Annotated in this window: 27 protein-coding genes; 15 read left to right on the forward strand and 12 right to left on the reverse strand. The window is 71.9% G+C overall.

Features of this window, described 5'->3' with window-relative positions:
• The first annotated feature begins 69 nt into the window (after positions 1–69).
• Positions 70–687, forward strand: a complete 618-nt coding sequence (locus tag O7632_RS14185; protein ID WP_278114697.1) for a C39 family peptidase — start codon at positions 70–72, stop codon at positions 685–687.
• A gap of 65 nt (positions 688–752) precedes the next feature.
• Here the strand turns inward: O7632_RS14185 and O7632_RS14190 are convergent, their stop codons facing one another.
• Positions 753–1,739 carry an intradiol ring-cleavage dioxygenase gene (locus O7632_RS14190; RefSeq protein WP_278114699.1) on the reverse strand — a complete coding sequence of 329 codons (987 nt, stop codon included), beginning with the start codon at positions 1,737–1,739 and terminating at the stop codon, positions 753–755.
• Between the two features lie 199 nt (positions 1,740–1,938).
• Between O7632_RS14190 and O7632_RS14195 the strand changes: the two genes are divergently transcribed.
• From O7632_RS14195 to O7632_RS14235, 9 genes are all read left to right on the forward strand, one after another.
• Positions 1,939–3,162, forward strand: coding sequence for a hypothetical protein (locus O7632_RS14195; RefSeq protein WP_278114701.1), 1,224 nt, complete (start codon positions 1,939–1,941; stop codon positions 3,160–3,162).
• Between the two features lie 282 nt (positions 3,163–3,444).
• Positions 3,445–3,630: a hypothetical protein gene (locus O7632_RS14200; protein ID WP_278114702.1), complete on the forward strand. Its 186-nt coding sequence runs from the start codon at positions 3,445–3,447 to the stop codon at positions 3,628–3,630.
• Between the two features lie 172 nt (positions 3,631–3,802).
• Positions 3,803–4,102, forward strand: a complete 300-nt coding sequence (locus O7632_RS14205; protein WP_278114703.1) for a hypothetical protein — start codon at positions 3,803–3,805, stop codon at positions 4,100–4,102.
• Between the two features lie 15 nt (positions 4,103–4,117).
• The gene (locus tag O7632_RS14210; protein WP_278114705.1) at positions 4,118–5,359 is read left to right on the forward strand and encodes a hypothetical protein; all 1,242 of its coding nucleotides are present in this window, start codon (positions 4,118–4,120) and stop codon (positions 5,357–5,359) included.
• Entirely contained in the window at positions 5,340–5,822 is a 483-nt protein-coding gene (locus O7632_RS14215; RefSeq protein WP_278114706.1) for a hypothetical protein, read from the forward strand. Before O7632_RS14210 ends, O7632_RS14215 begins: the two co-directional genes overlap by 20 nt.
• 372 nt (positions 5,823–6,194) lie before the next feature.
• On the forward strand, positions 6,195–6,848 hold the full coding sequence (locus O7632_RS14220) for a hypothetical protein (RefSeq protein ID WP_278114707.1): 654 nt from the start codon (positions 6,195–6,197) through the stop codon (positions 6,846–6,848).
• Between the two features lie 23 nt (positions 6,849–6,871).
• Positions 6,872–7,390, forward strand: coding sequence for a sigma-70 family RNA polymerase sigma factor (locus O7632_RS14225; RefSeq protein ID WP_278114710.1), 519 nt, complete (start codon positions 6,872–6,874; stop codon positions 7,388–7,390).
• On the forward strand, positions 7,380–8,171 hold the full coding sequence (locus O7632_RS14230; protein ID WP_278114711.1) for a hypothetical protein: 792 nt from the start codon (positions 7,380–7,382) through the stop codon (positions 8,169–8,171). Before O7632_RS14225 ends, O7632_RS14230 begins: the two co-directional genes overlap by 11 nt.
• A 249-nt stretch (positions 8,172–8,420) precedes the next feature.
• The gene (locus tag O7632_RS14235; protein ID WP_278114712.1) at positions 8,421–9,104 is read left to right on the forward strand and encodes a C39 family peptidase; all 684 of its coding nucleotides are present in this window, start codon (positions 8,421–8,423) and stop codon (positions 9,102–9,104) included.
• A gap of 76 nt (positions 9,105–9,180) precedes the next feature.
• Here the strand turns inward: O7632_RS14235 and cas6 are convergent, their stop codons facing one another.
• Positions 9,181–10,008 carry a CRISPR system precrRNA processing endoribonuclease RAMP protein Cas6 gene (cas6, locus tag O7632_RS14240; RefSeq protein ID WP_278114714.1) on the reverse strand — a complete coding sequence of 276 codons (828 nt, stop codon included), beginning with the start codon at positions 10,006–10,008 and terminating at the stop codon, positions 9,181–9,183.
• Between the two features lie 266 nt (positions 10,009–10,274).
• On the opposite strand from cas6, the gene O7632_RS14245 reads away from it, so the two are divergent.
• From O7632_RS14245 to O7632_RS14265, 5 genes are read left to right on the forward strand one after another with little or no spacing between them, the layout of a single operon-like run.
• Entirely contained in the window at positions 10,275–11,243 is a 969-nt protein-coding gene (locus O7632_RS14245) for an amino acid--tRNA ligase-related protein (protein ID WP_278114716.1), read from the forward strand.
• Positions 11,244–11,246: 3 nt separating this feature from the next.
• Complete coding sequence (locus tag O7632_RS14250; protein WP_278114718.1) at positions 11,247–12,266, forward strand: phytanoyl-CoA dioxygenase family protein; 1,020 nt, start codon at positions 11,247–11,249, stop codon at positions 12,264–12,266.
• A 5-nt stretch (positions 12,267–12,271) separates the two neighbouring features.
• Positions 12,272–13,108 (forward strand): methyltransferase domain-containing protein, encoded by an 837-nt coding sequence (locus O7632_RS14255; protein WP_278120044.1) that lies wholly within the window; start codon positions 12,272–12,274, stop codon positions 13,106–13,108.
• Positions 13,105–13,932: a class I SAM-dependent methyltransferase gene (locus O7632_RS14260; RefSeq protein ID WP_278114720.1), complete on the forward strand. Its 828-nt coding sequence runs from the start codon at positions 13,105–13,107 to the stop codon at positions 13,930–13,932. The genes O7632_RS14255 and O7632_RS14260 overlap by 4 nt, the downstream gene beginning before the upstream one ends.
• The gene (locus O7632_RS14265) at positions 13,919–15,178 is read left to right on the forward strand and encodes a histidine phosphatase family protein (protein WP_278114721.1); all 1,260 of its coding nucleotides are present in this window, start codon (positions 13,919–13,921) and stop codon (positions 15,176–15,178) included. Before O7632_RS14260 ends, O7632_RS14265 begins: the two co-directional genes overlap by 14 nt.
• On the opposite strand, the gene O7632_RS14270 is transcribed toward O7632_RS14265, so the two are convergent.
• From O7632_RS14270 to O7632_RS14315, 10 genes are read right to left on the reverse strand one after another with little or no spacing between them, the layout of a single operon-like run.
• Positions 15,065–15,871 (reverse strand): ChbG/HpnK family deacetylase, encoded by an 807-nt coding sequence (locus tag O7632_RS14270; protein ID WP_278114723.1) that lies wholly within the window; start codon positions 15,869–15,871, stop codon positions 15,065–15,067. The two genes, O7632_RS14265 and O7632_RS14270, sit on opposite strands and share 114 nt — an antisense overlap.
• Positions 15,868–16,902 carry an NAD(P)-dependent oxidoreductase gene (locus O7632_RS14275; protein WP_278114725.1) on the reverse strand — a complete coding sequence of 345 codons (1,035 nt, stop codon included), beginning with the start codon at positions 16,900–16,902 and terminating at the stop codon, positions 15,868–15,870. Before O7632_RS14275 ends, O7632_RS14270 begins: the two co-directional genes overlap by 4 nt.
• Positions 16,899–18,083: a Gfo/Idh/MocA family oxidoreductase gene (locus O7632_RS14280; RefSeq protein WP_278114726.1), complete on the reverse strand. Its 1,185-nt coding sequence runs from the start codon at positions 18,081–18,083 to the stop codon at positions 16,899–16,901. The genes O7632_RS14275 and O7632_RS14280 overlap by 4 nt, the downstream gene beginning before the upstream one ends.
• On the reverse strand, positions 18,083–18,820 hold the full coding sequence (locus O7632_RS14285; protein ID WP_278114728.1) for a radical SAM/SPASM domain-containing protein: 738 nt from the start codon (positions 18,818–18,820) through the stop codon (positions 18,083–18,085). The genes O7632_RS14280 and O7632_RS14285 overlap by 1 nt, the downstream gene beginning before the upstream one ends.
• A 5-nt stretch (positions 18,821–18,825) precedes the next feature.
• The gene (locus O7632_RS14290; protein WP_278114730.1) at positions 18,826–19,617 is read right to left on the reverse strand and encodes an FkbM family methyltransferase; all 792 of its coding nucleotides are present in this window, start codon (positions 19,615–19,617) and stop codon (positions 18,826–18,828) included.
• 6 nt (positions 19,618–19,623) lie between these two features.
• The gene (locus tag O7632_RS14295; protein WP_278114731.1) at positions 19,624–20,268 is read right to left on the reverse strand and encodes a class I SAM-dependent methyltransferase; all 645 of its coding nucleotides are present in this window, start codon (positions 20,266–20,268) and stop codon (positions 19,624–19,626) included.
• Positions 20,265–22,310, reverse strand: coding sequence for an aminotransferase class III-fold pyridoxal phosphate-dependent enzyme (locus tag O7632_RS14300; protein ID WP_278114732.1), 2,046 nt, complete (start codon positions 22,308–22,310; stop codon positions 20,265–20,267). The genes O7632_RS14295 and O7632_RS14300 overlap by 4 nt, the downstream gene beginning before the upstream one ends.
• Entirely contained in the window at positions 22,294–23,670 is a 1,377-nt protein-coding gene (locus O7632_RS14305; RefSeq protein ID WP_278114734.1) for a hypothetical protein, read from the reverse strand. Before O7632_RS14305 ends, O7632_RS14300 begins: the two co-directional genes overlap by 17 nt.
• Complete coding sequence (locus tag O7632_RS14310; RefSeq protein WP_278114735.1) at positions 23,663–24,223, reverse strand: hypothetical protein; 561 nt, start codon at positions 24,221–24,223, stop codon at positions 23,663–23,665. The genes O7632_RS14305 and O7632_RS14310 overlap by 8 nt, the downstream gene beginning before the upstream one ends.
• Positions 24,207–25,217 (reverse strand): S66 peptidase family protein, encoded by a 1,011-nt coding sequence (locus tag O7632_RS14315; protein ID WP_278114736.1) that lies wholly within the window; start codon positions 25,215–25,217, stop codon positions 24,207–24,209. Before O7632_RS14315 ends, O7632_RS14310 begins: the two co-directional genes overlap by 17 nt.
• Positions 25,218–25,292 lie beyond the last annotated feature (75 nt).

The following is a 25,292-nucleotide window of genomic DNA, read 5'->3' on the forward strand; positions in this document are numbered from 1 at the left end:
CGTTCGTGACCGGTCATCGCCCGTGTGGGGTTGGTGTCTGGTTCATTCCCCTCGGAACGGAGATTCGCTATGAACACGATCTTCCGTAAGTCTGTGCTGTCTGTTGCTGGTGTGTTGACCGCTGGTGGTGTGGTGGCCGCTCCCGCCGTGGCGCAGGCGGCGTCGCCGGGTTCCGGTGATGGTGGTGCGCGTGAGGTGCGGGTGCAGTACGAGGCGCAGCCGAACTTCTACTACTGCGGGCCGGCGGCGACGCGGATCGCGTTGACCGCGCAGGGCCATGCTCCGTCGCAGGACGAGGTGGCGGGCAAGCTGGGGACGACCGAGGCCGGGACCGACTCGGCGGAGGAGACGACCCGGGTGCTCAACGAGATGACCGGTGACGACGAGTACGAGACGACCGCGATCGGCGCGGAGGCCGCGAAGCCGGAGCACGTGGAGAAGCTGAAGGCCGATGTGCGTGCGGCGGTGGACGACGACCGGGCCGTGGTGGCGAACATCATGGGTACGGCGTCGGACGTCGACGGGGTGGCGCACTCGTACGAGGGTGGGCATTACCTGACGGTGACGGGTTACCGCGATGGTGGTGACTCGGTGAAGATCGCTGACCCGTTCTACGAGGGTCAGGAGTACTGGATGGACCTCGACGCGCTGGCCGACTGGGTCGCCGCGCGCGGCTACTCCGCCTGACCGGTGACAGTCCTTGGTGGCCGGGTTCCCGTACAGGGAACCCGGCCACCGGCGTCTTACGGCGACTACCGTCGCGGCGAGCCGCTCGGCGGCGTACCGCCAGGATTGCCCTCGCCGCCGCCAGCGGGTCCGCCGCCGCCGGACGCAGCGGCACCGCCGCCCGGCTCGGTGGCCGTGTCCACCGCCACGGTGAGCGCGGCGGCGTAGCCGCCGGAGACGTCCCCGGTGACGGTGGCCAACTGCAGGGCGCCGCCGTCGTCGCCGAAGACGTTGTCCGACTCCAGGCTGAGCTGTGCCAGGTTGCCGACCGAGGCGTCGTAGCCGGCCTGCGTGTACACGGTGTCGCAGACGTCCTGCGGGAGGGCGACCTGGGAGGTGGCGATGGCGTTGGTGGCGTCGGTGATGTCCGCTTCGGTGGGGTACACCTCGAAGTGGATGTGCGGCCAACGGCCGGAGTAGCAGCCGGGGAAGACGGTGGTGAAGGTGACCGTGCCGTCGGCGTCGGCGATCTGGACACCACGGAGGTAGTTCTGGTCGGTGATGCCGTCGGAGTACATCGAGTAGCGGCCTTCCCGATCGCAGTGCCAGACGTAGACGGCGACCTCGGCGAACGGCGTACCGCCGTTGGCGATGTCGGTGATGGTGAGTTCCAACGTCAGCGGCACTCCTTCGGCCGTACCGTCGGCGTCACCGAAGCTTGACCGGATGTCGCTGCGGACGACGCCGCTCTGGTCGAGGACGTCCGGGCCGTTGGACCCGTCGCCGGGGTACGGCCCGGCGGTCTCGTCCGGGATCTCCCCGTCGGTCGTCGTGGCGGGGGTCGCTGCGGTGGTCGCGGCCGAACCGGCGCTGCTGCCGCCGTTGGTGTTGCTGCCGCACGCGGCGAGCCCGACGGTCGCCGCGCCCAGACCGAAGGCCCGGAGGATCTGTCGGCGGCCGAGCAAGGTGCCGAGGTCGAAGCCGAGGCCCTGGTCGACGAGTTCCTCGTCCGGCCTGGGCAACGGGCGGCCTTCGTACCGTGCGGTGCCGTCCCGGCGTGGGTCGCGCTGCATCCGTCTCTCCGTTCGTGACTACGAGATGTCATCGGCGTCGTGCCCTGGGCTGGACCAACAGTGGCCGTCCGCTCCAGCAGATGGCTGTGCCGCGTCTGTGGATCCGCTGTGCCGGTTGATGAGCCCGGATGAGCCCCATGACGACATCGCAGTGGGACCGGGGTCTTGGACCGGGGTCGACCGGTACGAAGATGGGCCCATGACGACGCCAGCACGGGACCGGATCGAAGCGGCGCTGCGGGCCTGGGACGGCTACGAGCGCAAGCGCGGCGCCACCCCGGTCATCGACTACGACTGTCACCCGGCCGACCCGGGTGAGCCGACCGACCCGGCCGGTTCGGCGGCGTCGGTGCCGGCGGCCAGCCGGGTCGCCGTACTCGCCGAATTGACCGCCGTCGCCGACGAGCCGGACTGCCGGGCCGATGCCAGGCTGCGGTCGCGGGTCGACGCCGACGTCACCTACCTGCGGGCGATGCTGGGGGAACGGCTGCCACTGGCCGACCACGTACGACGCACCCAGGGCTGCGGGGTGGCCGGCTGGAACGACGACCATGTCGCCGAGGTGGGCGAGCGGGCCAAGGCCGGTCTCGCCGGTGTCGGCGTCGACTGGGACGCCCGTACGCTCGTCGAACTGGCCCACGGCGAGGGCCTGCTGCGCCGTCAGGACGCCCCGGACGCGATCCGGCAGGCGGCGGCCGACCTCGAACCACTGGTACGGGCGGCCACCGGCGCCGACGCGCCGTACCAGTTGACGATCGAGTCCGCCGATGTCGACGCCTACTGGTCGTACTGGCTCGACGGCGCCGGCTCGGCCGCGCGGCTGCGGCTCAACCGGCACCGGGCCGAGTTCAGTGAGACGCAGGCCCGGGTGTTCGCGTTGCACGAGGTGCTCGGCCACGCGTTGCAGTCGGCCAGCTGGTACGCGCGGTGGGCCGCCGTCGACGACGGCGCGGTACGCCTGCTGTCGGTGCACACCGACACCCAGGTGCTGCTGGAAGGGTTGGCGCAGGTGTTGCCGCTGTTCGTGATCGGCGACGACCCCGGGGCGGTCGCGCGGGTCCGATTGGCCCACTACATCCAGCTGGTCCGGGCCGGGCTGCATCTGGCGGTCAACGACGGTGTCCCGGTCGCCGACTGTGTGGTCTGGGCGCGGGCACGGGTGCCGTTCTGGTCCGACGAGGAGATCGGTGACGCGCTGACCGACCGTGGGGTGGATCCGCTGCTGCGGTCGTACCTGTGGGCGTACCCGGCGGGCATCGACTGGTTCGTCGCGTTGGCCGACTCCGGCGACGCCGCGAGCCGGGCGGCGGTGCTGCGGGCGGCGTACCGGGGTCCGCTGGCCCCCGCTGACCTGGCGGCGCTGTGGCCGGCCGGCCCGATCATCGGGGGTTGGTCGCCGTCCCCCGGCGCTCGCCCGAGGTAGACCAGGGCCGGGGGTCCTTGGGCCGCCGCGCGGATCAGGGCTACCGGCGTAGCCGGACGGGCTCGCCGGGTCCGCTGCGCCGGACGAGCCACGCTTCGGTGATGTGCGATGCGGTTGCCGGAAGCCTGCATGATCGTGTCGTGGAGCTGGCAGGCTGGGAAGCGTTCAGCGCCGACGAGTACGACGCGTGGATCGACGGCGACCGCGACTGGACCTCGCCCCACGTCAGGCGGATCTTCGAACTCTGGAAAGAAGCCGGGGACCAGGGGCTCAACAACGAGGGTGGCCAACTCGACGGCGATGTCCAACGTCACCCCCGGCGCCGTCCCGAGCCTGCCGTACGACGGCGGAATCGGCTACGCGGTGGCCGAGTGGACCGCCGAGTCGACTGGTTCGTCGCACTGGCCGGCACCGGTGGCCCGGTCGCCCGTACGGCCGCGCTGCGGGCCGCGTACCAATGGTCGTTGAACCCGGCCGGCCTGACAGCGCTCCGGCCGGACCCAGCATCGGCAGAGCCCGGCGATAGTCGGAAACCGTGTTGGGAAGCCGACAGCTTGTCACTCGAGACGAACCTCGCCAAGCATAGATAATCTTGATAGTCTGAATCAAATTGCTGGCGCTGACGGGCGGGAGATCCCCGGTGACAGCCGATGTTTCAGTAATTGTCGATCATGTTCTGTTGGCTGCCCGGAGAGGCGCCGAAGCAGCCGATCTTGCGAGCGCGGTTCAGCTCCGGTCGAGCGCCGAAGTGATCATCATGGCCGTTCCGGGATCACGTGCCGCGCAAAGTGCCGAAATACTCGGACAGAGCTGGCGAGATCGGCTCGCTGGCTGGTGTGTCGATCTCGATCGCTACGCGACGACGTTGACTGCCGTAGGTGAGGGATATCTCCTCAGCGACGATCAGATCGCGGCCGAATTCGAGGCTGTGGGCGGATGACGAGTCGCGCGGCCGATGGCAACTTTTGGTGAGGTCCGCTCCTGGCGGCCGGGTCTGCTCGACAGCGCGGTGACGGATCTGGGCCGGCGACGCGACGAGCTACTCGAGTTGGCCGACGAACTCGCCGACGCCCGGCCGCCGCAGACCTGGTCGGGTGGGACGGCCCAGGCGGCGAGGGCGGCCATTGGCGGCCTGACCGACCGGATGGAGCACCTGGTCGCCGAGGTCGCGGCGGTCCGCGCGGCGGTCGCCGACGCGGCGGAAGGCGTGCGGGCGGTGCAGCGGCTGGTCGCCGAGGCCGACCATCTGGCCTGGTCCCACCAGTTCTCGATCAACGACGACGGTTCGATCACCAACCATCTGCAGGATGCGGACCTCGCCACTGCGCTGGCGTCGTATCCCGAACGCGCGGCCGCCCTGACCCGAATCGGGGAACTGGTGCAGACCGTCCTGTCGCGGGCCGCCGAGCTGGATCAACTGCTCGTCATGATTCTCGACCGGGCGATTCGGGGCGAGATTGGTGACGGTGGCGCCAGGAACCTGACCGACGCGGCAGATCATGGCGATCAAGTCGGCGATGGCGGTCTGCACGACGACCTGTTGAGTAGGTATCGCGTATCGATCGATCCGGACGGGATGGTGGAATTTCCAAGTGGCGTTCTCGGCTGGGCGCTGGAACGCGCCGGGCATTCGCCGCAGGAGATGACAGCCGGCGAAGCACGACTACTCGAAGATCTCGGACTGTTCGGGATCAAAGATGCCTACGACATCTACAAGACCGCCCTCAACTCCGGGGAAAACGTGTTCGACGGGGCCGGTCTGACCGACGGCCACTCGGACGCCTTCCGGCACGCGTACTGGAACGCGATGCTGACCAACCGGTTCGGCCCGGAGTGGACCGAGCAGTACACGACCGCGCACGAGCGCGGCGGCACCAACGCGGCCTCAGCCGAAGCGATGGACCTGCACAACAACGAAGTCGGCCGCCGCATCGCCGCCGAGCACCCGGGTGCCGGACCCGACGAACTCGCCGGTCTGATCGAACAAGCGGTCCGCGACGGCGAAATGGTCGTTGTAGCACCAGACGGACAACTCGTCCGCAGCAACGAGACCGCGATCGGCGACACCGGGTCGGCAACCGACCCGCCCAGCGAGGGCGGGGCGGATCCCCCGGCACCCGATCCGTACCGGGACAACACATCCGGCGGCTACAACCCGGGCAGCGACGGAGACAACTATGGCACCTACGACAACTGACGAAGGTGAGGTGTGGGTCGGCCAAGGCCGACCCGGCATCGCGGTGGTCGGCCTGATCCTGCTGCTGGCCCTGGCCTCGCTCGGCGGATGTCAGCGAACAGGGGAGGACGACGCGGTGACGTTGCAGAAGGACACGCAGCTGTCGGAGCAGATCCAGCAGATCCAGCAGGGCGGTGAGCCGCGACTGCTGCGGGACCTGACCGGTGGCGACTGGGACACGGTGCACGTGTTCCACGAGCCGGTCAGCCGCGAGTACGTCGAGGAGACGGTCGGCGCGTCGATCGACATGGGTTCGTTCTTCTCCACTCGCGGTCACATCCTGATCTTCCTGAAGGACGGGCAGGTGCAGAGGGCCATCTACACGACGCCGAACAATCTGATAGCCGGCCAGTACGGCCCGCAGGTACGGCTGCAGTCCCGTGCCGAGCCCGGCTCGACCAAACTGGACCTGATCGAGCCGTAGGCCGGGCCGGTGCCGGCGGCATCCCGGTACGGTGCCGTCGTGACGAAGCGTGTGGGTGGTCGGGACGGGCTTCACCGACTTCCTGCTGTGCGCCGGCGGGCACATCGGCTACGGCGTACGGCCGTCGGCCCGGGGCCGGGGGATCGCGACTGGATCGACCTGGCGGAACCGCCCCGTCACCGGCTGCCATAAACCGTCGGCGGGTCGACCCCGCCGGCCGGGCCGGGACATTTCCCGGAATCGCTGAAACCAGGTGCCGCCGCTGTACGTCATGGGGTACGTCGGTCGAAACAGAAGTGTCGACCGAGACCGTGGCGGCGGGCGGCGGGAGCGCTCGTCGCCGGTCATCGATGATCGGATGAGGGTGACGACGTGTTGACGAGTCGATGGATCGCCGGCTTGGGCATCGCTGTGCTGGCCGGTGCCGTGACAGCCTGCGGAACGACCGCACCGGCGGGTGACGAAGCGACCGGCCCGGCGCCGACGACGGCCGGCCAGGCCACCAGCGCCCCGGCGACCAGTTCGCCGCCGACACCGCGGGCCACGGCGACCGGTCTGCCCGAGGTGCTGTCCGGCACCCGGCAGGTGACGATCGTACGGGTCGACGGATTCGAATCGGGGCTGTCGATCGGCGACGACGGCCGACTGGGCGAGGTCGACGGCGACGAGGGCCGGCAGCTGTTCGTGCCGATCCCGCTGGACGGGCGGTTGTTCCTGATCGAGTCCTACCGGGGCGGCGGTGGTGGCCCCGGCACCGGCGAGCCGGTCTGCTGGCGGGTGCGCAACCCCGGCGACGGACAGTCGCTGTCGGTCGAGGGAGCGGACTGCGACGCCAGTGACCCCCGGCAGCGGTTCGAGATCGTCACCGCCGATACTGGCACCGAGAACACCTTCGTGATCAGCAACAGTTCGGCGTACCTGCGCACCTCGACCCGGTCCGGGCTGATCCTCGAGGAGCAGGGCGACGGCTCGCCGACGCCGGACGGGTTCCGGTTCAACGACAACGGGCCGGCACCGACAAACTGACCGGACCGGTGGGGGCAAGACGGATGCGCGACGCCGACGAGTTCGACGCCTTCTACACGGCGTCGGCCAACCGGGTGCTCGGCCACCTGTACGTGGTGATCGGCGACCGGGCTGAGGCGGAGGACGCGGTCGCCGAGGCGTACGCCCGGGCCTGGGCCCGGTGGTCGTCCGTGCGCGACTGCGACAGCCCGGAAGCCTGGGTACGCACGGTGGCGTACCGGATCGCGGTCAGCTCCTGGCGCAAGGCGGTGAACCGGCTGCGGGCCCACCGCCGCGACGCCGCCGGCACACAGCCGGTCGACGCCACCTCGGTCGACCACGTCGCGCTGATGACGGCGCTGCGCCAGATCACCGTCGACCAGCGTCGCGTCGTCGTGCTGCACCACCTGGTCGGTCTCAGCGTCGCCGACATCGCCGTCGAGACCGGCACCAACGTCAACACTGTCAAGACGTGGCTGGCCAGGGGACGTAAGGCCCTGGCCGGTCACCTGGCCGACGGCGAGCGGCAGAGCACCGGCGACGGGAGGAGCTATGCGGTCTGAGCACGATCCCGAAGCGGCGCTGCGGGACATGGCCGAGCACGCCGAGCGGACCGGCCGGATCTCCGTCGCCGCCGACATCCGCCGCCGGGGCGACACGATCCGCCGCCGCCGACAGCTTGCCACCGCCGCGTTCGGTGTCCTGCTGATCGGGGCGGTCGGCGCCGGTGCGGCCGCTGTCCAGATCGACCGGGCGGCACCGCCGCTGCCGATCGGCCCGGCCGGTCCGACCCCGACCCCGATCGTGAGCCCGGACGCGAGCCAGGACGCGAGCCCGAGCCCGTCGGTGGGCACCCCGTCCGTCGCGGACCCGATCGGTGCGCCGCCGGTCCCCGGTGATCCGCTGCTCGTCGGGGACCGGCAGATCGCAATCGTGCGTACCGAGGCGTTCGAATCGGCGGTGTCCCTGCTCGACGAGGGACGCCTCGCCGAGGTCGACGGCGACGAGGGCCGCCGGCTGTTCGTGATCGAGCCACAAGGCGAGGGCACCTATCAAATCCGGACAGCCGAGCCGGACGCGGACGGGGCCGACACCTGCTGGCAGGTGGGGTCGTCGGGTCGCGATTCACTCGTCGTGGGCGCGGCGGTCTGCTCACCGGACGAACCGCGCCAATGGTTCGACATCGCCGTCGTGCGGGAGCAGGGCGACGACGCGTACGCGATCAGCAACAGTGGCGCCTATCTGCGCCACTCCCGGACCAGTGGGCTGATCTTCGAAGAGTTGGGTGACGCGACGTCGACGGCGGTCTTCCGGTTCGTCGACAACGGTCCGGCGCCGGGCTGACCGGCGGTCAGGCGCCGGGCTGACCGGCGGTCAGGCGCCGGCGGAATGTCGGGCACCGCCCGGCGGTTGGATCCGGTACGCCCGCGAGACCGTACCCGCCGCGCTGACGTCGGCGGAGCACCACCAGGTCGGCGGGATGGTCCGTCGACCGATCATCACCTGTTACGTCTGTTCTGTCTCGTTCGCGGGGTCTGGCACCGCCTGGTGACGGTGTCCGGATCCCCGTACCCCTCGGAACGGAGACCCCTCATGACCACAATTTTCCGTAGATCCGCGCTGTCCGTCGCTGGCCTGCTCGTCGCCGGTGGCGTCGTCGCCGGCCCCGCCGTCGCCGCCCAGGCCGCCCCGTCCGGCGGTTCGGCGAGCCTTGCCGCCGCTGCCAGCTCCGACCGTGGCGACCGTGGCGGTGAGCGCGGCGACCGCTCCGGCGGCGACCGGGTGCTGAACACCCGCTACGAGCGGCAGCCGAACTTCTACTACTGCGGGCCGGCCGCGACCCGCATCGCCCTGACCGCGCAGGGCCACGACCTGTCGCAGGACGAGGTCGCCGCGAAGCTGGGCACGACCGAGGCCGGCACCGACTCGGCTGAGGACACCACCCGGGCGCTCAACGAGCTCACCGGCTCGGACAAGTACCGGACCACCGCGATCGAGTCCAGCAAGGCCGATCGGACGCAGATCGACCAGCTGCGCGACGACGTACGGGCCACGGTGGACGACAACCGGGCCGTGGTGGCCAACATCATCGGTACGGCGAACGACGTCGACGGCCTCACCCACTCCTACCCGGGCGGGCACTACGTGACCGTCGTCGGCTACCGCGACGGCGGCGACGCGGTGCGGATCGCCGACCCGTGGTACGAGGGCCAGGAGTACTGGATGTCCACCGAGACCCTGGCGCACTGGATCGCCGAGCGCGGCTACTCCCACTGACCCGATCCGATCCCGCTGGCCGGGTTCGGCGCGAAGCGCCGAACCCGGCCAGCGGCGTTTCCGCATCCGATGCGGATCAGCGCTGCGGGGGCGGGCTGAGCCGGCGCCGGACGTGACCCATGCCCATCGCGGTCCGGTCACCGAACCCGGCGTACGTGGCGAACGTGGCGAGGGCGTCGACTGCCCGCCGCGCGTCGCCCGGCACGCCGGTCGCCTCGGCCAGCTGGTACGTCACCGAGCCGACCGTTCCCCGGCGGAACCGGTGCTCCGGATTGTGCTGCCCCGGCTCCACGAGATGCGTGGCCATCCGCAGCTGGGCGTCGACCACCTCCAGATGGTCGGCGACCGCCGTCGCCGCCGACGCGGGCAGGGCCACCTCGCCGGCGAACGCGTCCCAGCGGCGGGACAGGTTGCCGAACACCCGTTCCGCGTCCGGCCAGGGGCGCTGGCGGCGCGCGCCGTCCCCGCGCCCGGTGGCGAACCCGACCGGGGTCAGCAGGTCGAAGGCCCAGGTGGTCGCGTCCGGATCGGCCCCGGTGGCCAACTCGGCGTACGACAGGGCGTGTACGGCGACATCGACGGTGCGGTAGCGGGTCTGGGCGATCTGATGCCCGGCGGCGGAGTGCAGCGCGGCGAGCACCGGGGCGGCGTACGCGTCGACCAGTAGCCCGACCACGATCCGGGCCGGCTGACCCGGCTCCGACGGTGCCCGACCGCGCTCGTCGACGATCGGGCTGAGGGTGAACGGCTTGTAGCGGGGGCGGTCGTGCAGCACGGTGGACAGTTCCGGGTCGACGGCGCGGACCGCCTTGAGGAAGGCGGCGTAGACGGCCGGACCGGTGTGTGGTGGTGGGACCGCCGTGGCGGCGGTCGGCACCAGGGAGACGACGATCTGGGTGGGCATCGGGCCGGCGTACCTCTCGGTCCGGTTGTGGTCGGCGGGGCGCACCCACTCAACCAGACCGACGCTAGCGAGCCGGCCGCTACCCGACAATGGGTCGATTTCCTCGATTTGACTACATATCCCACTCTTGACAGTCGTCGATAATTTGATCTAGGCTCACGTACGCCTTGCTCGACGTTTATTGACGGATGTTTGCTGCCGCACGATTGGCGCCGCGCTTGAACTCCCACAGTGCTCACCCCTCGGTTCCCGCGACCAAGAACGTGGTGCCGCGATTCATCGAGATACTCGACGATCCGTGGTACCGCTGTCTGGTCCGGCTGCAGAGTCTGGTGACGGCCGAGACCGCATCCTTTTGGCAGCACAACGGCGTACACGCTCTGCATCTGCCGATCACCACCAGTTCGGTGTCGTCGCCGATGGGGCTGGGCAGTGATTCCCTGCCGGTGCGCGTCGACCTTTTCGGGGTGCCGACATTTCTCGCCGACTCCATGCAATTCATGTTGGAGTACGGTTGTCGACTCACCGAACGCGGCTGCTATTATCTGATGCCGAGTTTTCGCGGCGAACTTGCCGACGAGACACATCTGAACCAGTTCTTCCACAGCGAGGCGGAGATTCCCGGTGGACTCGATGACACCGTGCGAGTCGCCGACGAATACCTTCGGCATCTCACCGCCTCGGTGCTCGCCAGCCTCGCCGACGAGGTATCGGCCGTCGCCGGCGGCGTGACCCACCTGGAACACCTGCTCGCCACCCCGACCGCCCGGCTGACCTTCGCCGAAGCGGCCGATCTGCTCTCCGGAGAGCCGGACGCCGTCGTGTCCACCCAGCACTACCGGACCCTTACCCGCGCCGGCGAGCGACACCTGATCGAGCGGCTGGGGCCGGCGGTCTGGGTGACCCACTACGACCCGCTCGCGGTGCCGTTCTACCAGCGCTGCGACCCGGCCACCGGCCAGGCCTGCAACGCCGACCTGCTGCTGGGTCCCGGCGAGGTGATCGGGGCGGGTGAGCGACACACCTCAGCCGCCGACGTCCGTGCCGCGCTGCGGCGCCACGCCGTCGCCGCCGACGACTACACCTGGTACGTCGAGATGAAAGCACACCGACCACTGCGGACCAGCGGCTTCGGGATGGGCGTGGAACGCTACCTCATGTGGGTGCTGAAGTGTCCGGACATCCGCCGCCTGCAACTGGTCGAGCGGTACAACGGCCAGCACCGCGTGCCGTAGGCCATGCTGGCGCTGCGACCGGCCGCCGAACGCGACACGTCGGGGCTGCGCGCCCGGCTGGTGCGCGACGGTTACCTCTACCTTCCGGGTCTGCTCGACCCGGCCACGGTTGCCGCGGTGCGCCAGCAGGTGTGCGCCGGGCTGGCGACCGTGGGCTGGCTGCCCGGCGGCGACCACCCGCCCGGCGGCGACCGCTCACCCGGCGGCGACCACCCGCCCGGCGGCGACCAGGCGGACCGCGAACTGGTCTGCCCGGCGGGCATGCGTTTCGACCAGAACTCGTTCCGGTCGATCTACCCGGCCGTCCAGCGGATCGAGGACCTGCACCGCCTGGGTCACACCCCGGCGCTGACCAGCCTGATGCGCGGACTGCTCGGCACCGACGTCTTCTGCCATCCGGCGAAAGCCGCCCGGCTCGTTGCGCCCACCCCGCCGGAGCAGCCGTACGCCACCCGGGCCCACCAGGACTTCGTCGTGCAGCGGGTCAGCGCCGACGTACTCACCGCCTGGGTCGCGCTGACCCCGTGTGACGCGCGGCGGCCCGGCCTGTGTCTGATCCCCGGCTCGCACCTGGCCGGCTTCCAGCCGGTCGACGCCGCCACCGGCGGCAGCCGCCCCATCTACCTGCCGGTGGCACCGGACGACCCACGCTGGGCCAGCGCCCGGTACGCGCCCGGCGACGTGGTGGTGTTCCACAGTCTCACCGTGCACGGGGCGCAGGCCAACCGCAGCGACCGCTTCCGCCTCTCGGTCGACCTGCGGTACCAGCCGAGCACCGATCCGATGCGCGCCGAATTCGCCCACCCGCACGGCTGGCCGACCACCCCGGACTGGCCACAGCTGTGGGGCGGGTGGGCCAGCCGGCACTGGGTGAGCCTGCCGTCCGACCTCGAACTCGTGGACGGGCCCGCGCTCACCGACCGCGACGCCAGCGCGGGCGCGGTGCCGGTGCCCCGGTCACGGCTGCTGGGTCGACCCGACCTGCTGGATCAACCTGAACGACGAGAGGAGTCGCGCCGGTGACCCTGATGTCCAAGGACGAGTTCACGGCGTTTTTCGAGCCGTACGCGCAGAACGTCGAAGGCTTCTACGAGGTCGCGTACTGGCGACTGGCCGACGAACTGATCAAGGAGATGGTGCGTCGCCGGCTGCGGCCACGGCCCGGACAACACCTGCTGGACGCGGGCGGCGGCACCGGCCGGTGGGCGGTCTGGGCCGCCGGCGAATTCGACGTGTCGGTGACCGTCGCCGACCTGTCGCCCCGGATGCTGGACCAGGCCCGGGTCACCGTCGCCGACGCCGGTCTGACCGAGCGGATCGACCTGGTGGAATGCGACCTGCACCACGCGCCCGAGTTGCCGGACCAGCGGTTCGACGCGATCTTGAGCACGTACGGGGTACTGAGCTTCCTCGACGACCCGCAGGCGGCGTTCCGCACCCTGTTCCGGGTCCTCAAGCCGGGCGGCCACGGCCTGCTGATGAGCCACTCCCTGTCCAACGCGCTCGCCTCGAAGGTCAACCGGGACGGTGCCACCGCCGCCGAACTACGGGAACTGGCCGAGACCCGGATCGTGCGCTGGGCGCCGCATGTACCGCCGCTGCGGGTCTTCTCCGCCGCCGACTTGCGCGCTCTGGCCACCGGCGCGGGCTTCGATGCGGTCGACGTCATCGGCGTGACCTCGGTGATCAGCCCCGGCCCGGAGGACTTCGGCTACCCGTACACCTCGGTCAGCGCGGTGTCGCAGGCGCTGGCCGACCCGGACTACTTCGCCACCGTGCTCGAGCTGGAGGTGCAGGCCAGTGAGCAGCCGGAATGGGCGGAACGCGGAACCAACCTGATGCTGCACGTACGGCGACCCGAATGACCGCCCCCCTCGACACGCCCACCCCGGCCCGTGAACCGGCCGATACCTGCGACGCCTCCGAGGCCGCCCGCGAGCCGTACGACGCGCTCGCCGCCGTCTACGACCGGTGGACCGTGGCCAACGACTACCCGGGCTGGGCGGCGTTCGTCGACGCCCGGATCCCGGCGGCGAGCCGGGTGCTGGACGTCTGCTGCGGAACGGGGACGATGGCCGAACTGCTGCTCGCCGCCGGCCACCGGGTCAGCGGGATCGACCGGTCGGCGGCGATGCTGCGGCAGGCGCGCCGCCGGCTGCCGGTCGGCACCCCGCTGCGCCAGGCCGACCTCGCCGGACCGGTCCGGGTCGACGGAGCCGGCTTCGCCGACGCGGGCTTCGACGCCGCCGTCTGCTGCTTCGACAGCGTCAACTACTTCCGCACCGACGAGGCGATCGGCAACCTGTTCGCCTTCGTGTCCGCCTCGCTGCGTCCCGGAGGCTGGTTCGTTTTCGACGTCAACACCCGACGCAAGCTCGAAGACGTCTTCGGGTCCAGCCACTACGGCGACGACGCGGGCGACTTCGCCTACGTGTGGCGCAACCGCTACTCGGCGCAGCGTCGCAGCTGCGAGTTCGCCATCTCGCTGTTCGTGGCCGATCGGCCGGACGGCGGCTTCACCCGCCACACCGAGTCGCACGAGCAGCGCTGGTTCGACCAGTCGGAGTTGCGCGGCTTCGCGGCCGCCGCCGGGTTCACCGTCGACGCGGTGACCGACGACTACGGCGAGGGCCTGCCGACGGAACAGACGCTGCGGGAAAGCTGGGTGCTGCGCCGTGGCGACGGATGAGCGTCGACGTCCGTTGGCCGACGCCCGACCACCGGGGCGCGACGAGCAACCGGCAGCGGCACACCTGGTCCGGCACGGGTGGACCGACTGGGACGCCGCCGGCCCGACCGAGCTTGCTCCGCTGACCGAGGCGGGGATCGACCGGATGCGCGCCGCCGCCGCCCGGTTGCGTCCGGCGTGCCCGGTGCGGGTGGTCACCTCACCGGTCACCCGGGCGCTGCACTCGGCGCACATCGTCGCCACCGACCTGAACCTGCCGCTGCTGGTCGAGCCCGACCTGCGGGAGTGGCAGGCGGACCGGGACGGCCGCCCGGTGGACCGGGCCGCTTTCGGGCGCGCGCTGGAGTCGTTGCACCGGCCCGGCGGGCCGGGTACGCCGCCGTGGGAGACGGTGAGCGAACTCCGAGCCCGGGTGTGCGCCGTGCTGCACCGGTACCGGGACGCGTCGACGGTGTTCGTCAGCCACGGTGTCGCCCTGCACGCGGTGGCCGGTCGGGAACTGCCCCCCGGTGGTCTGCTCACCGTCGCGGCGGCCGATCTGCCGGACGGTACGTCCGGGGCCGCCCTGCCGGACGAGTCCACCGGGCGGCATCCGGGTTCACCCGTGAACGCCATGCTGCGGCGGCTGCTGGACAGCCAACGGGAGCGGCCGGCAGCGGCGCACGTCGCCGGCATCATGCTGCCCGCACCGGTGCGGGTGGCCACCGTCGACCGGGCACTTCGGGACCTCGCCGCCGCCGACGACCTGCTGCGCAGCCAGTTCAGCCGAAGCCCCGCCGGTTACCGGGGATCGCAGCTCGACGATCCGGATGTGGCCTGCGCGGTCGTCACCGGCGACGTCCCACCCGCGACCCACCTGCGGGCCCAGGCCGCCCAACCGATCGACCCGTACGGTTGGCCACTGATCCGGGTCACCCTGGTGCCCGGCGACCCCGCCCTGCTGTGCCTGGCGGCGAGCCCGGTGATCGCCGACCGGCGGTCGGTCTGGGCGATGCTCGCCGACCTCGGCCAGCGCTACTGGACCTACGCCGATCGCGGCGACACCAGGCCGGCCGCCGGGCCCGGCGGCATCGATCGCGGCGACGCCGGGCCCGGCGGCATCGATCGCGGCGACGCCGGGCCGGCCGCCGGGTCAGCCGACGGGGTCGGTCGCCCCGTCCAGCACACCCGGGTCGGCCAGGTCGGCCAGGCTGGCCAGCCGGATCCGCCGGTCGTGGCAGAGTTGGCGAAACCGGGGATCGAGTAACGCCGCGCTGTCGCTGACGCGGATCTCCCGCGCCCACTTCCAGCGCCGCGACGTCGGCCGGCACAACCGGGTGAGATCGGCGGTGTCGTCGGCCGGATGAGCGACGATCATGTGCCGGCCGGCCGGCACCGCCGCCACGTACGCCAGCAGCGCCTCGGTCTTCGTCGCGGTCGGCTGCACGGACAGGTGCCACACCGAGTCCACCGGCAGCCCGGTACCCGGCGGTTCGACCGCATCCCGGCACGGCAGCCCCGTTTCGGCGCTGAGCCGCGCGAGCAGGCCGGCGTCGAAGACCCGTACGTGGGACTCGACGTGGGTCAGCGCGACGCCGGCGGCACCGGCGGCCGCCACCTGGGCGCGCAACTCCGTCCAGACGTCCGGCAGGTGCGCCTGCGCCCGTAGCTCGTCCAGCCCGGCGACGAACGCCCCGTCGGCCGCCCGCAGACTGTCCGCCGTGGTCAACGGGTACCAGCGGTGCAGCTCCCACTCGCAGAACAGGGTCAGGTGCGCACCGAGCGGCAGACCGGCCCGACGGGCCAGCCACATGCCACGGGCCGCGTCCGGGCCGGGCACGATCACCGACGCCTGGGTGACGACACCGGCCGCGTGGCAGGCCAGGATGCCGTCGGTGATCGCCGGGCAGGCGCCGTAGTCGTCGGCCTGCAGAATCAGCGTGATCTGTCCGTCGCTCACCGCGCCCGCCTCGCCCGGCCCGCCGCGACCAGCCGGTACCGGTCCGCGCTGGTCGCCCAGCGCGGCTGCCCGCCCTGGCTGTGCCGTGCCAGGTCGGCCACGACGGCCGCGAAGATCCGCTGGTTGGCTTCGACGGTCAGCCCGCCGATGTGCGGGGTGTGCACCACCCCCGGAGCGGTACGCAGCGGATGCTCCGCCGGCAGCGGCTCGGTGTCGTAGACGTCGATGCCGAGCCGCAGCTCACCGCGCCGTACCCGCTCGTACAGAGCTGTCGTGTCGACGGTGGCCGCCCGGCCGACGAGCACCACCACGGCGTCGCGGCGCAGCGCGCCGACGCAGCGCGCGTCGACGACGCCGGCGGTGTCCCGCCTCGGCTGGGTGGCGACGACGAGGACGTCCGCCGACGCGCACAGCTCGGGCACCGACCGCAGCCGTACGCCGAGGTCAGCGGCCTGTTCGACGGTCAGGTACGACGACGACACCTCGACCTGGCAGCCGAACGGGCGCAGCAGCTCGACCAGGGTCCGACCGATGCCGCCCATGCCGACGATGCCGACCCGCCGCCCCCGCAGGCTGGTGAACCGGTGCGCCGGGGCGGGTTCGTCGATCCACCCGCCGGCGGCCAGCCGGTGGTGCGCCGCCGGGATGTCCCGCAGGCAGGACAGGAGCAGGCCCAGTGCGAACTCCGCCACGTCCGCGCCCATCGCCCCGGACGCGTCGACGCAGCGGATGCCCCGGTCGAGGGCCGCCGGTACGTCGAGGAAGCGCCACCGTCCGTCCTGGCCGCAGCCGATGAAGGAGAGTCCGGGCAGGTCGTCGAGTTCGGTGCCGCCCAGCGGCGGCACCGGGGTGTCCCAGCCGGCCACCACCAGCGCCCAACTGTCCGACAGGTGCGCCGCGATCCGGTGCGGTGCGCTGTCGACCGGCAGGTGCGTGACCTGTCCCAGGGTGTCGAGCCGCCGCAGCGCCTCGGGGCCGAGGCAGTACCGGCGGCCGAAGTCGTCGGACAGCAGCAGGACGCGCCGGGTCACGACAAGGCCCCGGCGGTGGCGTCGGCACCCGTACCGGCGGCGTGGGGATCGGCTCTCGGGCCGTCGGCGGCGTGGGGATCGGCTTTCGGGCCGGCGACGGCGGGCGGTGGCGCGGGCAGGAGGTCGCGCAGATCGGTGCCGGGATCGACGGGCAACCACTGTGGAGCCCCCCGGCGGGCGGCCAGGTAGCCGGCCAGGCACACCTCCAACGCCCGGACCGCCCGCTGACCATGATGTTCCGGCTGGCGGCCGTGCAGCGTCGCGTCGATCAGCTCGTCCCAGGACCGGGTCCACTGGACGGCGGCGAGCGCGCTCTCGCCGACGTCGATGTGCCGCCACCCGATCCCCGCGCTGTCGCGGATCCGCAGCGCCGGACCGCGTACCTCGCCGTCCGGTCCGGCCAGCACCGCGCCGACCTCGATCGTCCCGTCGTCGCCGAGTAGCCGCAGCAGCGGCTGACCCGGCACCGGTCGGCCACATTCCAGCTGGCCCCGTACGCCGTTGGCGTGCTCCCACAGCAGCAGTCCGTGCCGTTCCAACAGCAGGCCGGCGTGCTCGCGTCGGCCGGTCAGATCCAGCAGCCCGTGCACCCAGCGCACGGCCGAGCCGCCGGCGACGTCGAACGCCAGGTCGATCCAGTGCGGTGCCCAGTCGTACAGGGTGCCGTCCGGGCTGTAGCCCTCCACCCGCAGCAGCCGGCCGATCGCGCCCTCGGTGACCAGCCGGCGGGCGGTCACCGCCGGCAGGCCAAAGCGGCGCTCGTGGTTGACCGCCAGCACCAGCCCGGCGTCGCGCGCCGCGTCGACGGTACGCCGGGCCGACGCCACCGACGTGGCCAGCGGCTTCTCGCACAGCACCGACCCGGCGTAGCCGGCGTCGATCAGCCGCCGGACGACCTGTGGTTGGGCGATCGGGCCGGTGGCGATCGCCACCAGGGTGACGCCGGTGGCGACCAGTTCCTCGACCGACCCGACGGCGGTGCCGCCGTGGCGGGCCGCGACGGCGACAGCCCGCGCACCATCGAGGTCGTACGTCGCGGTGAGCGTCGCCCGGGACGTCCTGGTGACCGTCAACGCGTGGGCGCCACCGGCGTCACCGCAGCCGATCACCCCCGCCGGCAGCGTCCCGCCGGTCGGCTGTTCGGCCGGCGACTGACCGTCGGGCGTGGTCCCGGCCGGCATCAGAACATCCGCCCGTAGCCGCAGTTGCGGCACTGCGGCAACGCGAACTCGCCACGGACGTTGGCCCGGTGCACCCGCAGGCGTTCCGGCGACGACCACGCCTGCTCGACGGTCATCGTGGCGATGTTGCCGAACGTCTTGCGGGCCAGGTAGTCCTCGCAGCACAGCAGCAACTGCCCGTGGGCGTTGATGTGCAGCTCGTTCATCACCACCCCGCACGCCTTGCGTTGGGTGACGCCCAGCGGGATCAGTCCGGCCCGGTTGGAGGCGTTCAATTTGATCTGCGCGGCGGTCTTGTACCGGATCTTCGGGTGCGCGCCGTCGCCCCGGGCGAGGATCTGCGCCACGCCCGGCGGCATCCGGTCGCCGTGCTGGGTGACGATGAACGCGTCGACCACGGCGTCGAGCCGGTCGAACAGCGCGGGGGTGAGGAAGTCGCCGTTAGTGTACAGCGCGATCCGGGCCAACGGCATCGCGTCGCGGGCCAACTCCAGCAGATCGGGCATGCGGTCGTCGGCCAGCGGTTCCCCGTAGTTGTGCGGGGAGAACTGGTTGCAGAAATGGTTGGCGCCGAGGTCACGGACGATCCGGGCGAACAGCTCGGTCGGCATCCGTACCTCGTTGCTGCGCAGACCCCGGTCGAAGACGCTGTTGGGGCAGTACGCGCAGCGACGGTTGCAGTAGGTCGTCGTCTCCACTTCGACGAACATCGGCTGGTGGTCGGTGAACACGCCCATGATCCTCACCTCACCGTCGCGACCGTCGCGGGCAGCCTGCGGGCGTAGACGAGCAGGAAGTAGCGGTAGTCAGGGCCGAGCCGCAACGGGGGTACGCAGCCCCGGTTGCGTTCGTTGAAGTGGCTCACCACATAGGTGTGTCCGGCTGCGTGCAGCGCGCCGAGCAGCTGGTGCAGGGTCTGCGGCAGTGCGGCGAACCCGTGATACTCGATGAGTACCTGGTCGACCCGCGCCAGCCGGGCACCCACTTCCTCGACGACCGCCGTCTCGGCGCCCTCGATGTTGAGTTTGAGCAGCGACACCGGCTGGTCCAGGTAGTGGCTGAGCCGGGTGGTGGGCACGGTGATCGGTTCGCCGGTGACGGCCGGCGGGAAGCCGCCGCTGTCCGAGCCGGTGGCGGCGAACGTCGCGGTGCCGTCCCGGCCGGCCAACGCCGCTCGTACCGGCTCGACTCCGGTGATCCGGTTGCGGTCGAGGTTGCGGCACAGCATCTCGTACAGCTCGGGGTCGGGTTCGAAGACGGTGATCGACGCGTCGGGGAACAGCTCCCGGAACCGCAGCACGCTCAGCCCGACCCAACCGCCGCCGTCGATGATCTGTTCCGGGCCGGCCAGCGGCTCGACGTCGTAGATCCGGTCGGCGTACAGCAGCTCCACGGTGGAGGCGAACGGCCGGGCCCGCGGATACTCCAGCACGTACGGGCCGAGGTTCACGGTGCCTCGCTGCGGGAATCCCGGCGTCCGCATCCGGGCGACCAGTTCGGTCACCTCGGCCGGCGACACCCGATCGGTGATCACGAGCGGTCACTTCCCTTCCATGCGGCGCTGGCGCAGGAAAAACGACCAGCGGCGGTGGTGGTGCGGCTCCACGATGGTCCGCAGGTGGGCGGCGCCGTCGGCGACCAGGGCCTCGACCAGCGCGTCGACGGCGGCCGGCCAGGGACCGGGCCGGTCCGGACGAGGACGGTAGATCGACAGCAGCAGCCGGCCACCGGGGACCAGTAGCCGGTCGACGTCGGCGAGTGCCGCGACCGGGTCCGGCAGGTAGTACAGCACCTCGCCGAGCACGGCCAGGTCGAACGAGGCGCGCAGCGGCAGCCGGGTCAGGTCGGCGCAGACGAACCCGTGCCGGGCCGGACGGGCGGCACGGGCGGCACGCGCGGCGGGTGGCAGCGCCGCCGCCGACCAGTCCACGCCGACGTAGCGGCCGGCGAAGGCCGGCCCGCCGAGCGCCTCGTACAGCAGCCCCTGGCCGCAGCCGAGGTCCAGCACACTGTCCGGGGCGTACCGGTGGATCTGTCCGGCCAGCGCGGTGAACCGGTACCGTTCCGCCGGGTCGCCGAGGTAGTCCCAGCGGCCGGTGCGGTACTGCTCGTCCCAGTCCCGGTGCCGCAACGCCCGGGCCGCACCGACCGGGTCCGCCGCGCTCACCGGATCTCCCGCGCTCACCGGATCTCCCGGACCGGCGGGAGCGCTTCAGCGGCCGCCGCCACGGCTTGGTCGATCTGGCCTTCGGTGTGCACGGTGGAGACGAAGTTGACGTCGCGGCGCAGCAGGAAACCCCGGCGGGCGAGTTCGGCGACGAACCGGTGTGCGCGCCGCTCGTGCGTCGCCGGATCAGCCGCCAACCGCAGGCAGGGCATCGGATCGTAGCCGACCAGCACGTCACCCAGACCGGCGGCGCGGGCATGAGCGTTGACACCGTCGCGGAGCCGTCGGCCGAGCGCCGCCAACCGCTCGTAGTAGCCGGGCCGGCGGTACTCGCGCAACGCCGCTTTCATCACCTCCAGCGACAGCAACTCGCCGCCGAACGTGGTCGACACCCGCAGCCCGGCGAAGTCGGCCATCACCTCCCGCCGCCCGGCGACCGCCGCCAACGGCATCCCGGCGGCCAGCCCCTTCGACAGGCACAGCAGGTCGGCGCGGACCCCGTACGCTTCGGCGAGTCCGCCCGGCGCGAGCCGGAACCCGGTGACGATCTCGTCGCAGACCAGCAGGCAGCCCGCCTGGTCGCAGGCGTCCCGCAGCGCCCGCAGGAACTCCGGGTCCAGCACCCGGTGGTACGGCGTACTGAGCAGCACGGCGGCGGTCCGCCGGCCGTCGCGGCGGACCGCCTCGAGGAACCGTTCGTCGTCGGCGTCGGCGCGCAGCTCGTACCGCCGGCCGAGTTCGGCCGCCACCGCCGGCACACCGGCGCTCGGCCCGGCGAGCTGGTCGTGCCAGCCGTGGTAGCCGGCGAGCAGCACCAGGTCACGGCCGGTGCGGTGGCGGGCCAGCCGGACAGCGGCGGAACACGCCTCCGCGCCGGACTTGAGGAACCGCACCGCCTCCACCCCCGGTACGCAGGCCGCCAGTTCCTCGGCGGCGGTGACCTCGGCCGGTGCCGGCAACGACAGCAGCACTCCTCGACCGAGGCGTTCCCGCAAGGTGTTGCTGACCGCCGGGTGGTCGTATCCGAGGGTCGCCGCGCCCAGGGCCAGCACGAAGTCGACGTACGCGTTGCCGTCGACGTCCCACACCACCGTGCCCGATCCCCGTTCCAGATAGACCGGGTAATCGCCGTCGGCGAAGTTCACCGGCCGTTTCTGGTACGTCTGCGTCATGCCGGGGATGACCGTCTCCGCCCGGGCGCGCATGGCCAGTGACCGGTGCAGCCGCAGCGGCGGGTTGCCCAGCGGCCGGGTGACCGGCTCCGGTTCGCGCCGTACGGTGTGCGCGGCGGTCAGGCTGCGGTGCCCGCCGCGCGCGGCCAGCCACTGCCGGCCGATGTCACGGGCGACGACCGACCTGGTCCAGAGCACCCGGTGGCGGCGGGTGGCCGCTTCGGCGACGACCCGTTCCCGGACCCGCTCGTCCGGGCAGGCGAGGCCGTCGGTGAGCGCGAGCGCGCGGGCCACCATCGGCACCCACCGGTCGGTACGGTGCAGGTGCGGGCAGAGCGGCAGGTAGTTCGCCGCCCAGCTGGTGGCGGTCAGCCGGACCAGCTCCACCCGTGTGCCGGGCACCGGTTGCGACTCGCCCGGCCGCTCGAAGGTGCCGCCCCGGGCGACGTGGGCGTTGCCGAACACGATCTGCGTGCAGTCCTGCTCGTACAGGTCGGCGATCAGCGCGTCGAGGTCGACCGGGGCGGTGAACTCCCAGTCGTCCTCCAGATGCACGCCGACCTGGCTGGTGGTGTGGGCGAAGAGGATCGACAGTGCGCCCTGCAGCCCGACCTGACGCGGTAGTTCCTCCACCACCACTTCGGCGACCTGCGGATGTTCCCGCGGCAGCCGGGTCAGGAAGTCGCGGGTGGCGGCCAGCTCGCCGGGGCGCAGCGGGTAGGCGGGGTCGATCGTCACCAGCACCCGGAACCGCCCGCGAAACGACACCTGATCGAGGAAGCTGCGGTAGGTGACCGCCAAGGTGTCCCGGCCGACCGAGGTGGTCGTGATGTCGATCAGCTCGTCCGGGCTGCCGCCGGACGGCCGGCGGTCAGTAGAAGCGGCCATCGTCACTCACCAGCGCCAACGATCCGGCCCGGCCGCAGCGCCGGCAGGCTCCGGGCCGGTCCGGGGTGACCCAACCGAACACTTCCGGCCGGTGCCCACGGTGGCAGTCCCGGCACAGCTGTCGCAGCAGGTCCCCCTGGTCCATCGCGCGCGCGAACCGGCGGGCCGCGTGCCGGGCGAGCCGTGCGTCGTGCGCCGCCAGGGCCGCGCGAATCCGCTCGACGATGGTGCCGGTGCCGGTGCCGGTGCCGGTGTCGGTGTCGGTGCTGGTGTCGGTGGCGGTGCTGGTAGGGGTGTCGGTGGCGCGGCCGGTCGCTCCGTGGTCGTGCCCGGACCCGAGCGCACTGCGGGTGACTGGGTTACGGCTGGTCAGCCACCATCTGTCGGGGGAGAGGTCGAGCACCACCGGATGACCGAGCCGCAGCAGGCGGCGGTGTCGGCGCCGCCGCCGGTGCACGGTGTCGGCGCCGCGCTCCGTACCGGCGGTGTCGTCCGTGCCCGTGGTGGTACGCACCCGCAGCCCGGCGGCCACCAGCGCGGCCACCAACCGATCGGGGTGGCCGCCCGCCGGGGCGTTGATTCCGACCTGGGTCGGGGCGATGCTCGACGGCAGGGTCAATCCGTGCTGGTCCCGGTGGTGCATCGCCACCAGGGCCAGTACTTTGCCGGTGAAGCCGATGTCGAGTAGCTGGGCGGTCTCGCCGAGCGCCGCCCGGTAGCGCCGGGCGATCAGATACGAGGTGGACAGCACGGTCGGACGCCCGTCCGGCAGGCAGCTGACCGTCAGGTAGCAGACGTCGCCGTACCCGGCCGGTGGGGGAACCCGGACGCTCACCACCGGCAACCCGACCGAGGCGAACAGCGACTCCAACGCCCGCTGGTGACGGTCCAGCATGGCCCGCGCGGCGGCGTCGTCGACCCGCTGCGTCACCTGGACGGCCGGCCAGATGTAGCGTTCGCGGAACAGCGGCGTTATCGGTGGGGGGCAGCTGCGCAGCAGGCCACCGACGGCCACCAGCGGCCCGTCGTGTGCGCTGCGGCGCAGCGTCTCCACGTTCGACGCCATGTTGTCCGGCTGGAGCACGAACGGCCGCGGGGTACCGTCCGGCACGGGCAGCGTCACCGTGTACACGTTGCGGTAGTCAGGAAAGACAGCGCGGTACGCCTCCTCGGGCAGCAGGAAGTCGTGCCGGGCCAGCATCGGCGGGCCGCATTCGGCCAGCGCCGCCAGATACCGGTCGAGGAGCAGGTCGATAGTGGCCAGTCCACGTTCCCGCCAGACGGTGACCCCGCCGGCGTCGCCGCCGGGGGCGAGCAGGTGCGCGTCGTCGAGCACCCTGCGGTAGCTCCGATCACGCATCCGGCACCTCCCGGTCGACCACCGGCATCCGCCGGCCGACCGTTGACGCCACCCGGCCGGCTGTCGCGGGACCGAGCGGCAGCGGGGTACCGCCGAGGTCGGCCGCGAACCGCAGGCAGGCCAGCCGACGGAAGGCACCGACCGTCCAGACGCCGGCGACGCCGTGGCCGGCCAGCACGGTCTCCAGTTCCTGACCGAGACGGGCCAGCCCGTCGGCCGCCGTTTCGTTGGTGGTGTGCCCGCTGGTCGGGTCGACGGCCTGGGCGAGGAGCACCGTCGAGCCGCTGCCGTCGCCACCGAGTCCCCAGCCGAGCGAGTAGCCACGGGTCAGGCCGATCCGCAGCCACCCCGGCCGCAGCAGGTCGAATTCGGTACCGACACCGCGCAGCTGCCAGCCGCCGCGACCATGTCGAGCGGGCGCGTGGTGCCCGTACCGCAGCGGATCCGCGCCGCCGACGGGCAGCGCGGGCAGGTCGAGCAACCGTTCGAAGCCGTACCGGCGCATCGCCTGGACCACGACGGCGCCGCCGGACAGGTCAGCAGACGGCGGCATCCACGATCTCCAACACCTCGGCCACCGGATCGAGCCGCACCCGTACCCCGATCGGGAGAGTCGCCATCGGGTCGGTGTGCCCGACGTCGGCACCGAACAGCATCGGGACGTCGCGTGACGGCACCCAGCGGCGGATCAGTTCGCGCCAGTGCTGTTCGACACCAGCTCCGCCGCGCAGCGTCCGGCCGGCCACCAGCCCGACCATCCCGTCGAACACGCCGAGCATCGCCAGCTGGGCCAGGCACCGCTCGACCGGCTCCGGCTCGGTGGTCACGGTTTCCAGCAGCACCACCGCACCGGTCCAGTCCGGCCAGTAGCGGGTACCGCCCAGCGCGCACAGGGTTTCGAGGTTGCCGCCGATCAGGGGCCCGGTCGCGGGGGCGGCGCCGGACCACTGCCAGCCCTCCGCCGGGGCCATCCGCCGTGGCCGTACGTCGTCGCTGCCCCAGGCGAGGAACTCCTCGGTCCATTCCGGCGGCGGAACCACCCGGCCGGCGGGCACCGGCTGCCCGGTCACCCGCAGGAACCCGGCGCGGGTGTAGTCGAGCGGACGCGGGTATTCGGCGAACTCCGGCAGCACGGTGGGTCCGTGGAAGGTGACCACGTTGCCGACGGTCAGCCCGGCCAGCAGCAGCGCGGTGATGTCGCTGTAGCCGATGATCGGCTTGGGGTCGGCGCGTAACGCGGACCAGTCGACCAGGTCGAGCACGCCGTTGCTGGTGTGCCCGCCGATAGCCGCGACCACCGCCCGTACCTGCGGATCCCGCAGGAAGGTGGTGAGTTCGGCGGCCCGGTCGCGCGGATCGCGACGGGCCTGGTGGTCGGTCATCGGGCCGGTCGACACGGTGAAGCCCAGCCGCCGCAGCGCGGCCACCCCGCGCGACAGGCGCTGCGGATGGCGTACGGCGCCGGACGGGGCCGCCACCGCCACCAGGTCTCCCGGCGCGAGTCGGCGCGGCAACAGTGGAGCCACGTGAGCGGAGCTGCCGGGCACGTCACTCCTCATCGTCGATGTGGCAACGGCCAGTGGTCGTGCGTGGACCGTGTCAACCGATGGCGCTATGCTACG

The organism is Solwaraspora sp. WMMD406 (genome assembly GCF_029626025.1).
Taxonomy (GTDB): domain Bacteria; phylum Actinomycetota; class Actinomycetes; order Mycobacteriales; family Micromonosporaceae; genus Micromonospora_E.

Excerpts from the sequence above, each read along its gene's own strand:
- O7632_RS14215 (WP_278114706.1), top strand. The coding sequence starts at position 5,340 with ATGGCACCTACGACAACTGACGAAGGTGAGGTGTGGGTCGGCCAAGGC.
- O7632_RS14300 (WP_278114732.1), bottom strand. The coding sequence starts at position 22,310 with ATGGCCGCTTCTACTGACCGCCGGCCGTCCGGCGGCAGCCCGGACGAG.
- O7632_RS14195 (WP_278114701.1), top strand. The coding sequence starts at position 1,939 with ATGACGACGCCAGCACGGGACCGGATCGAAGCGGCGCTGCGGGCCTGG.
- O7632_RS14185 (WP_278114697.1), top strand. The coding sequence starts at position 70 with ATGAACACGATCTTCCGTAAGTCTGTGCTGTCTGTTGCTGGTGTGTTG.
- O7632_RS14250 (WP_278114718.1), top strand. The coding sequence starts at position 11,247 with ATGCTGGCGCTGCGACCGGCCGCCGAACGCGACACGTCGGGGCTGCGC.
- O7632_RS14225 (WP_278114710.1), top strand. The coding sequence starts at position 6,872 with ATGCGCGACGCCGACGAGTTCGACGCCTTCTACACGGCGTCGGCCAAC.
- O7632_RS14210 (WP_278114705.1), top strand. The coding sequence starts at position 4,118 with ATGGCAACTTTTGGTGAGGTCCGCTCCTGGCGGCCGGGTCTGCTCGAC.
- O7632_RS14260 (WP_278114720.1), top strand. The coding sequence starts at position 13,105 with ATGACCGCCCCCCTCGACACGCCCACCCCGGCCCGTGAACCGGCCGAT.
- O7632_RS14285 (WP_278114728.1), bottom strand. The coding sequence starts at position 18,820 with ATGGGCGTGTTCACCGACCACCAGCCGATGTTCGTCGAAGTGGAGACG.
- O7632_RS14255 (WP_278120044.1), top strand. The coding sequence starts at position 12,272 with ATGTCCAAGGACGAGTTCACGGCGTTTTTCGAGCCGTACGCGCAGAAC.
- O7632_RS14310 (WP_278114735.1), bottom strand. The coding sequence starts at position 24,223 with ATGCCGCCGTCTGCTGACCTGTCCGGCGGCGCCGTCGTGGTCCAGGCG.
- O7632_RS14235 (WP_278114712.1), top strand. The coding sequence starts at position 8,421 with ATGACCACAATTTTCCGTAGATCCGCGCTGTCCGTCGCTGGCCTGCTC.
- O7632_RS14190 (WP_278114699.1), bottom strand. The coding sequence starts at position 1,739 with ATGCAGCGCGACCCACGCCGGGACGGCACCGCACGGTACGAAGGCCGC.
- O7632_RS14230 (WP_278114711.1), top strand. The coding sequence starts at position 7,380 with ATGCGGTCTGAGCACGATCCCGAAGCGGCGCTGCGGGACATGGCCGAG.
- O7632_RS14305 (WP_278114734.1), bottom strand. The coding sequence starts at position 23,670 with ATGCGTGATCGGAGCTACCGCAGGGTGCTCGACGACGCGCACCTGCTC.
- O7632_RS14280 (WP_278114726.1), bottom strand. The coding sequence starts at position 18,083 with ATGCCGGCCGGGACCACGCCCGACGGTCAGTCGCCGGCCGAACAGCCG.
- cas6 (WP_278114714.1), bottom strand. The coding sequence starts at position 10,008 with ATGCCCACCCAGATCGTCGTCTCCCTGGTGCCGACCGCCGCCACGGCG.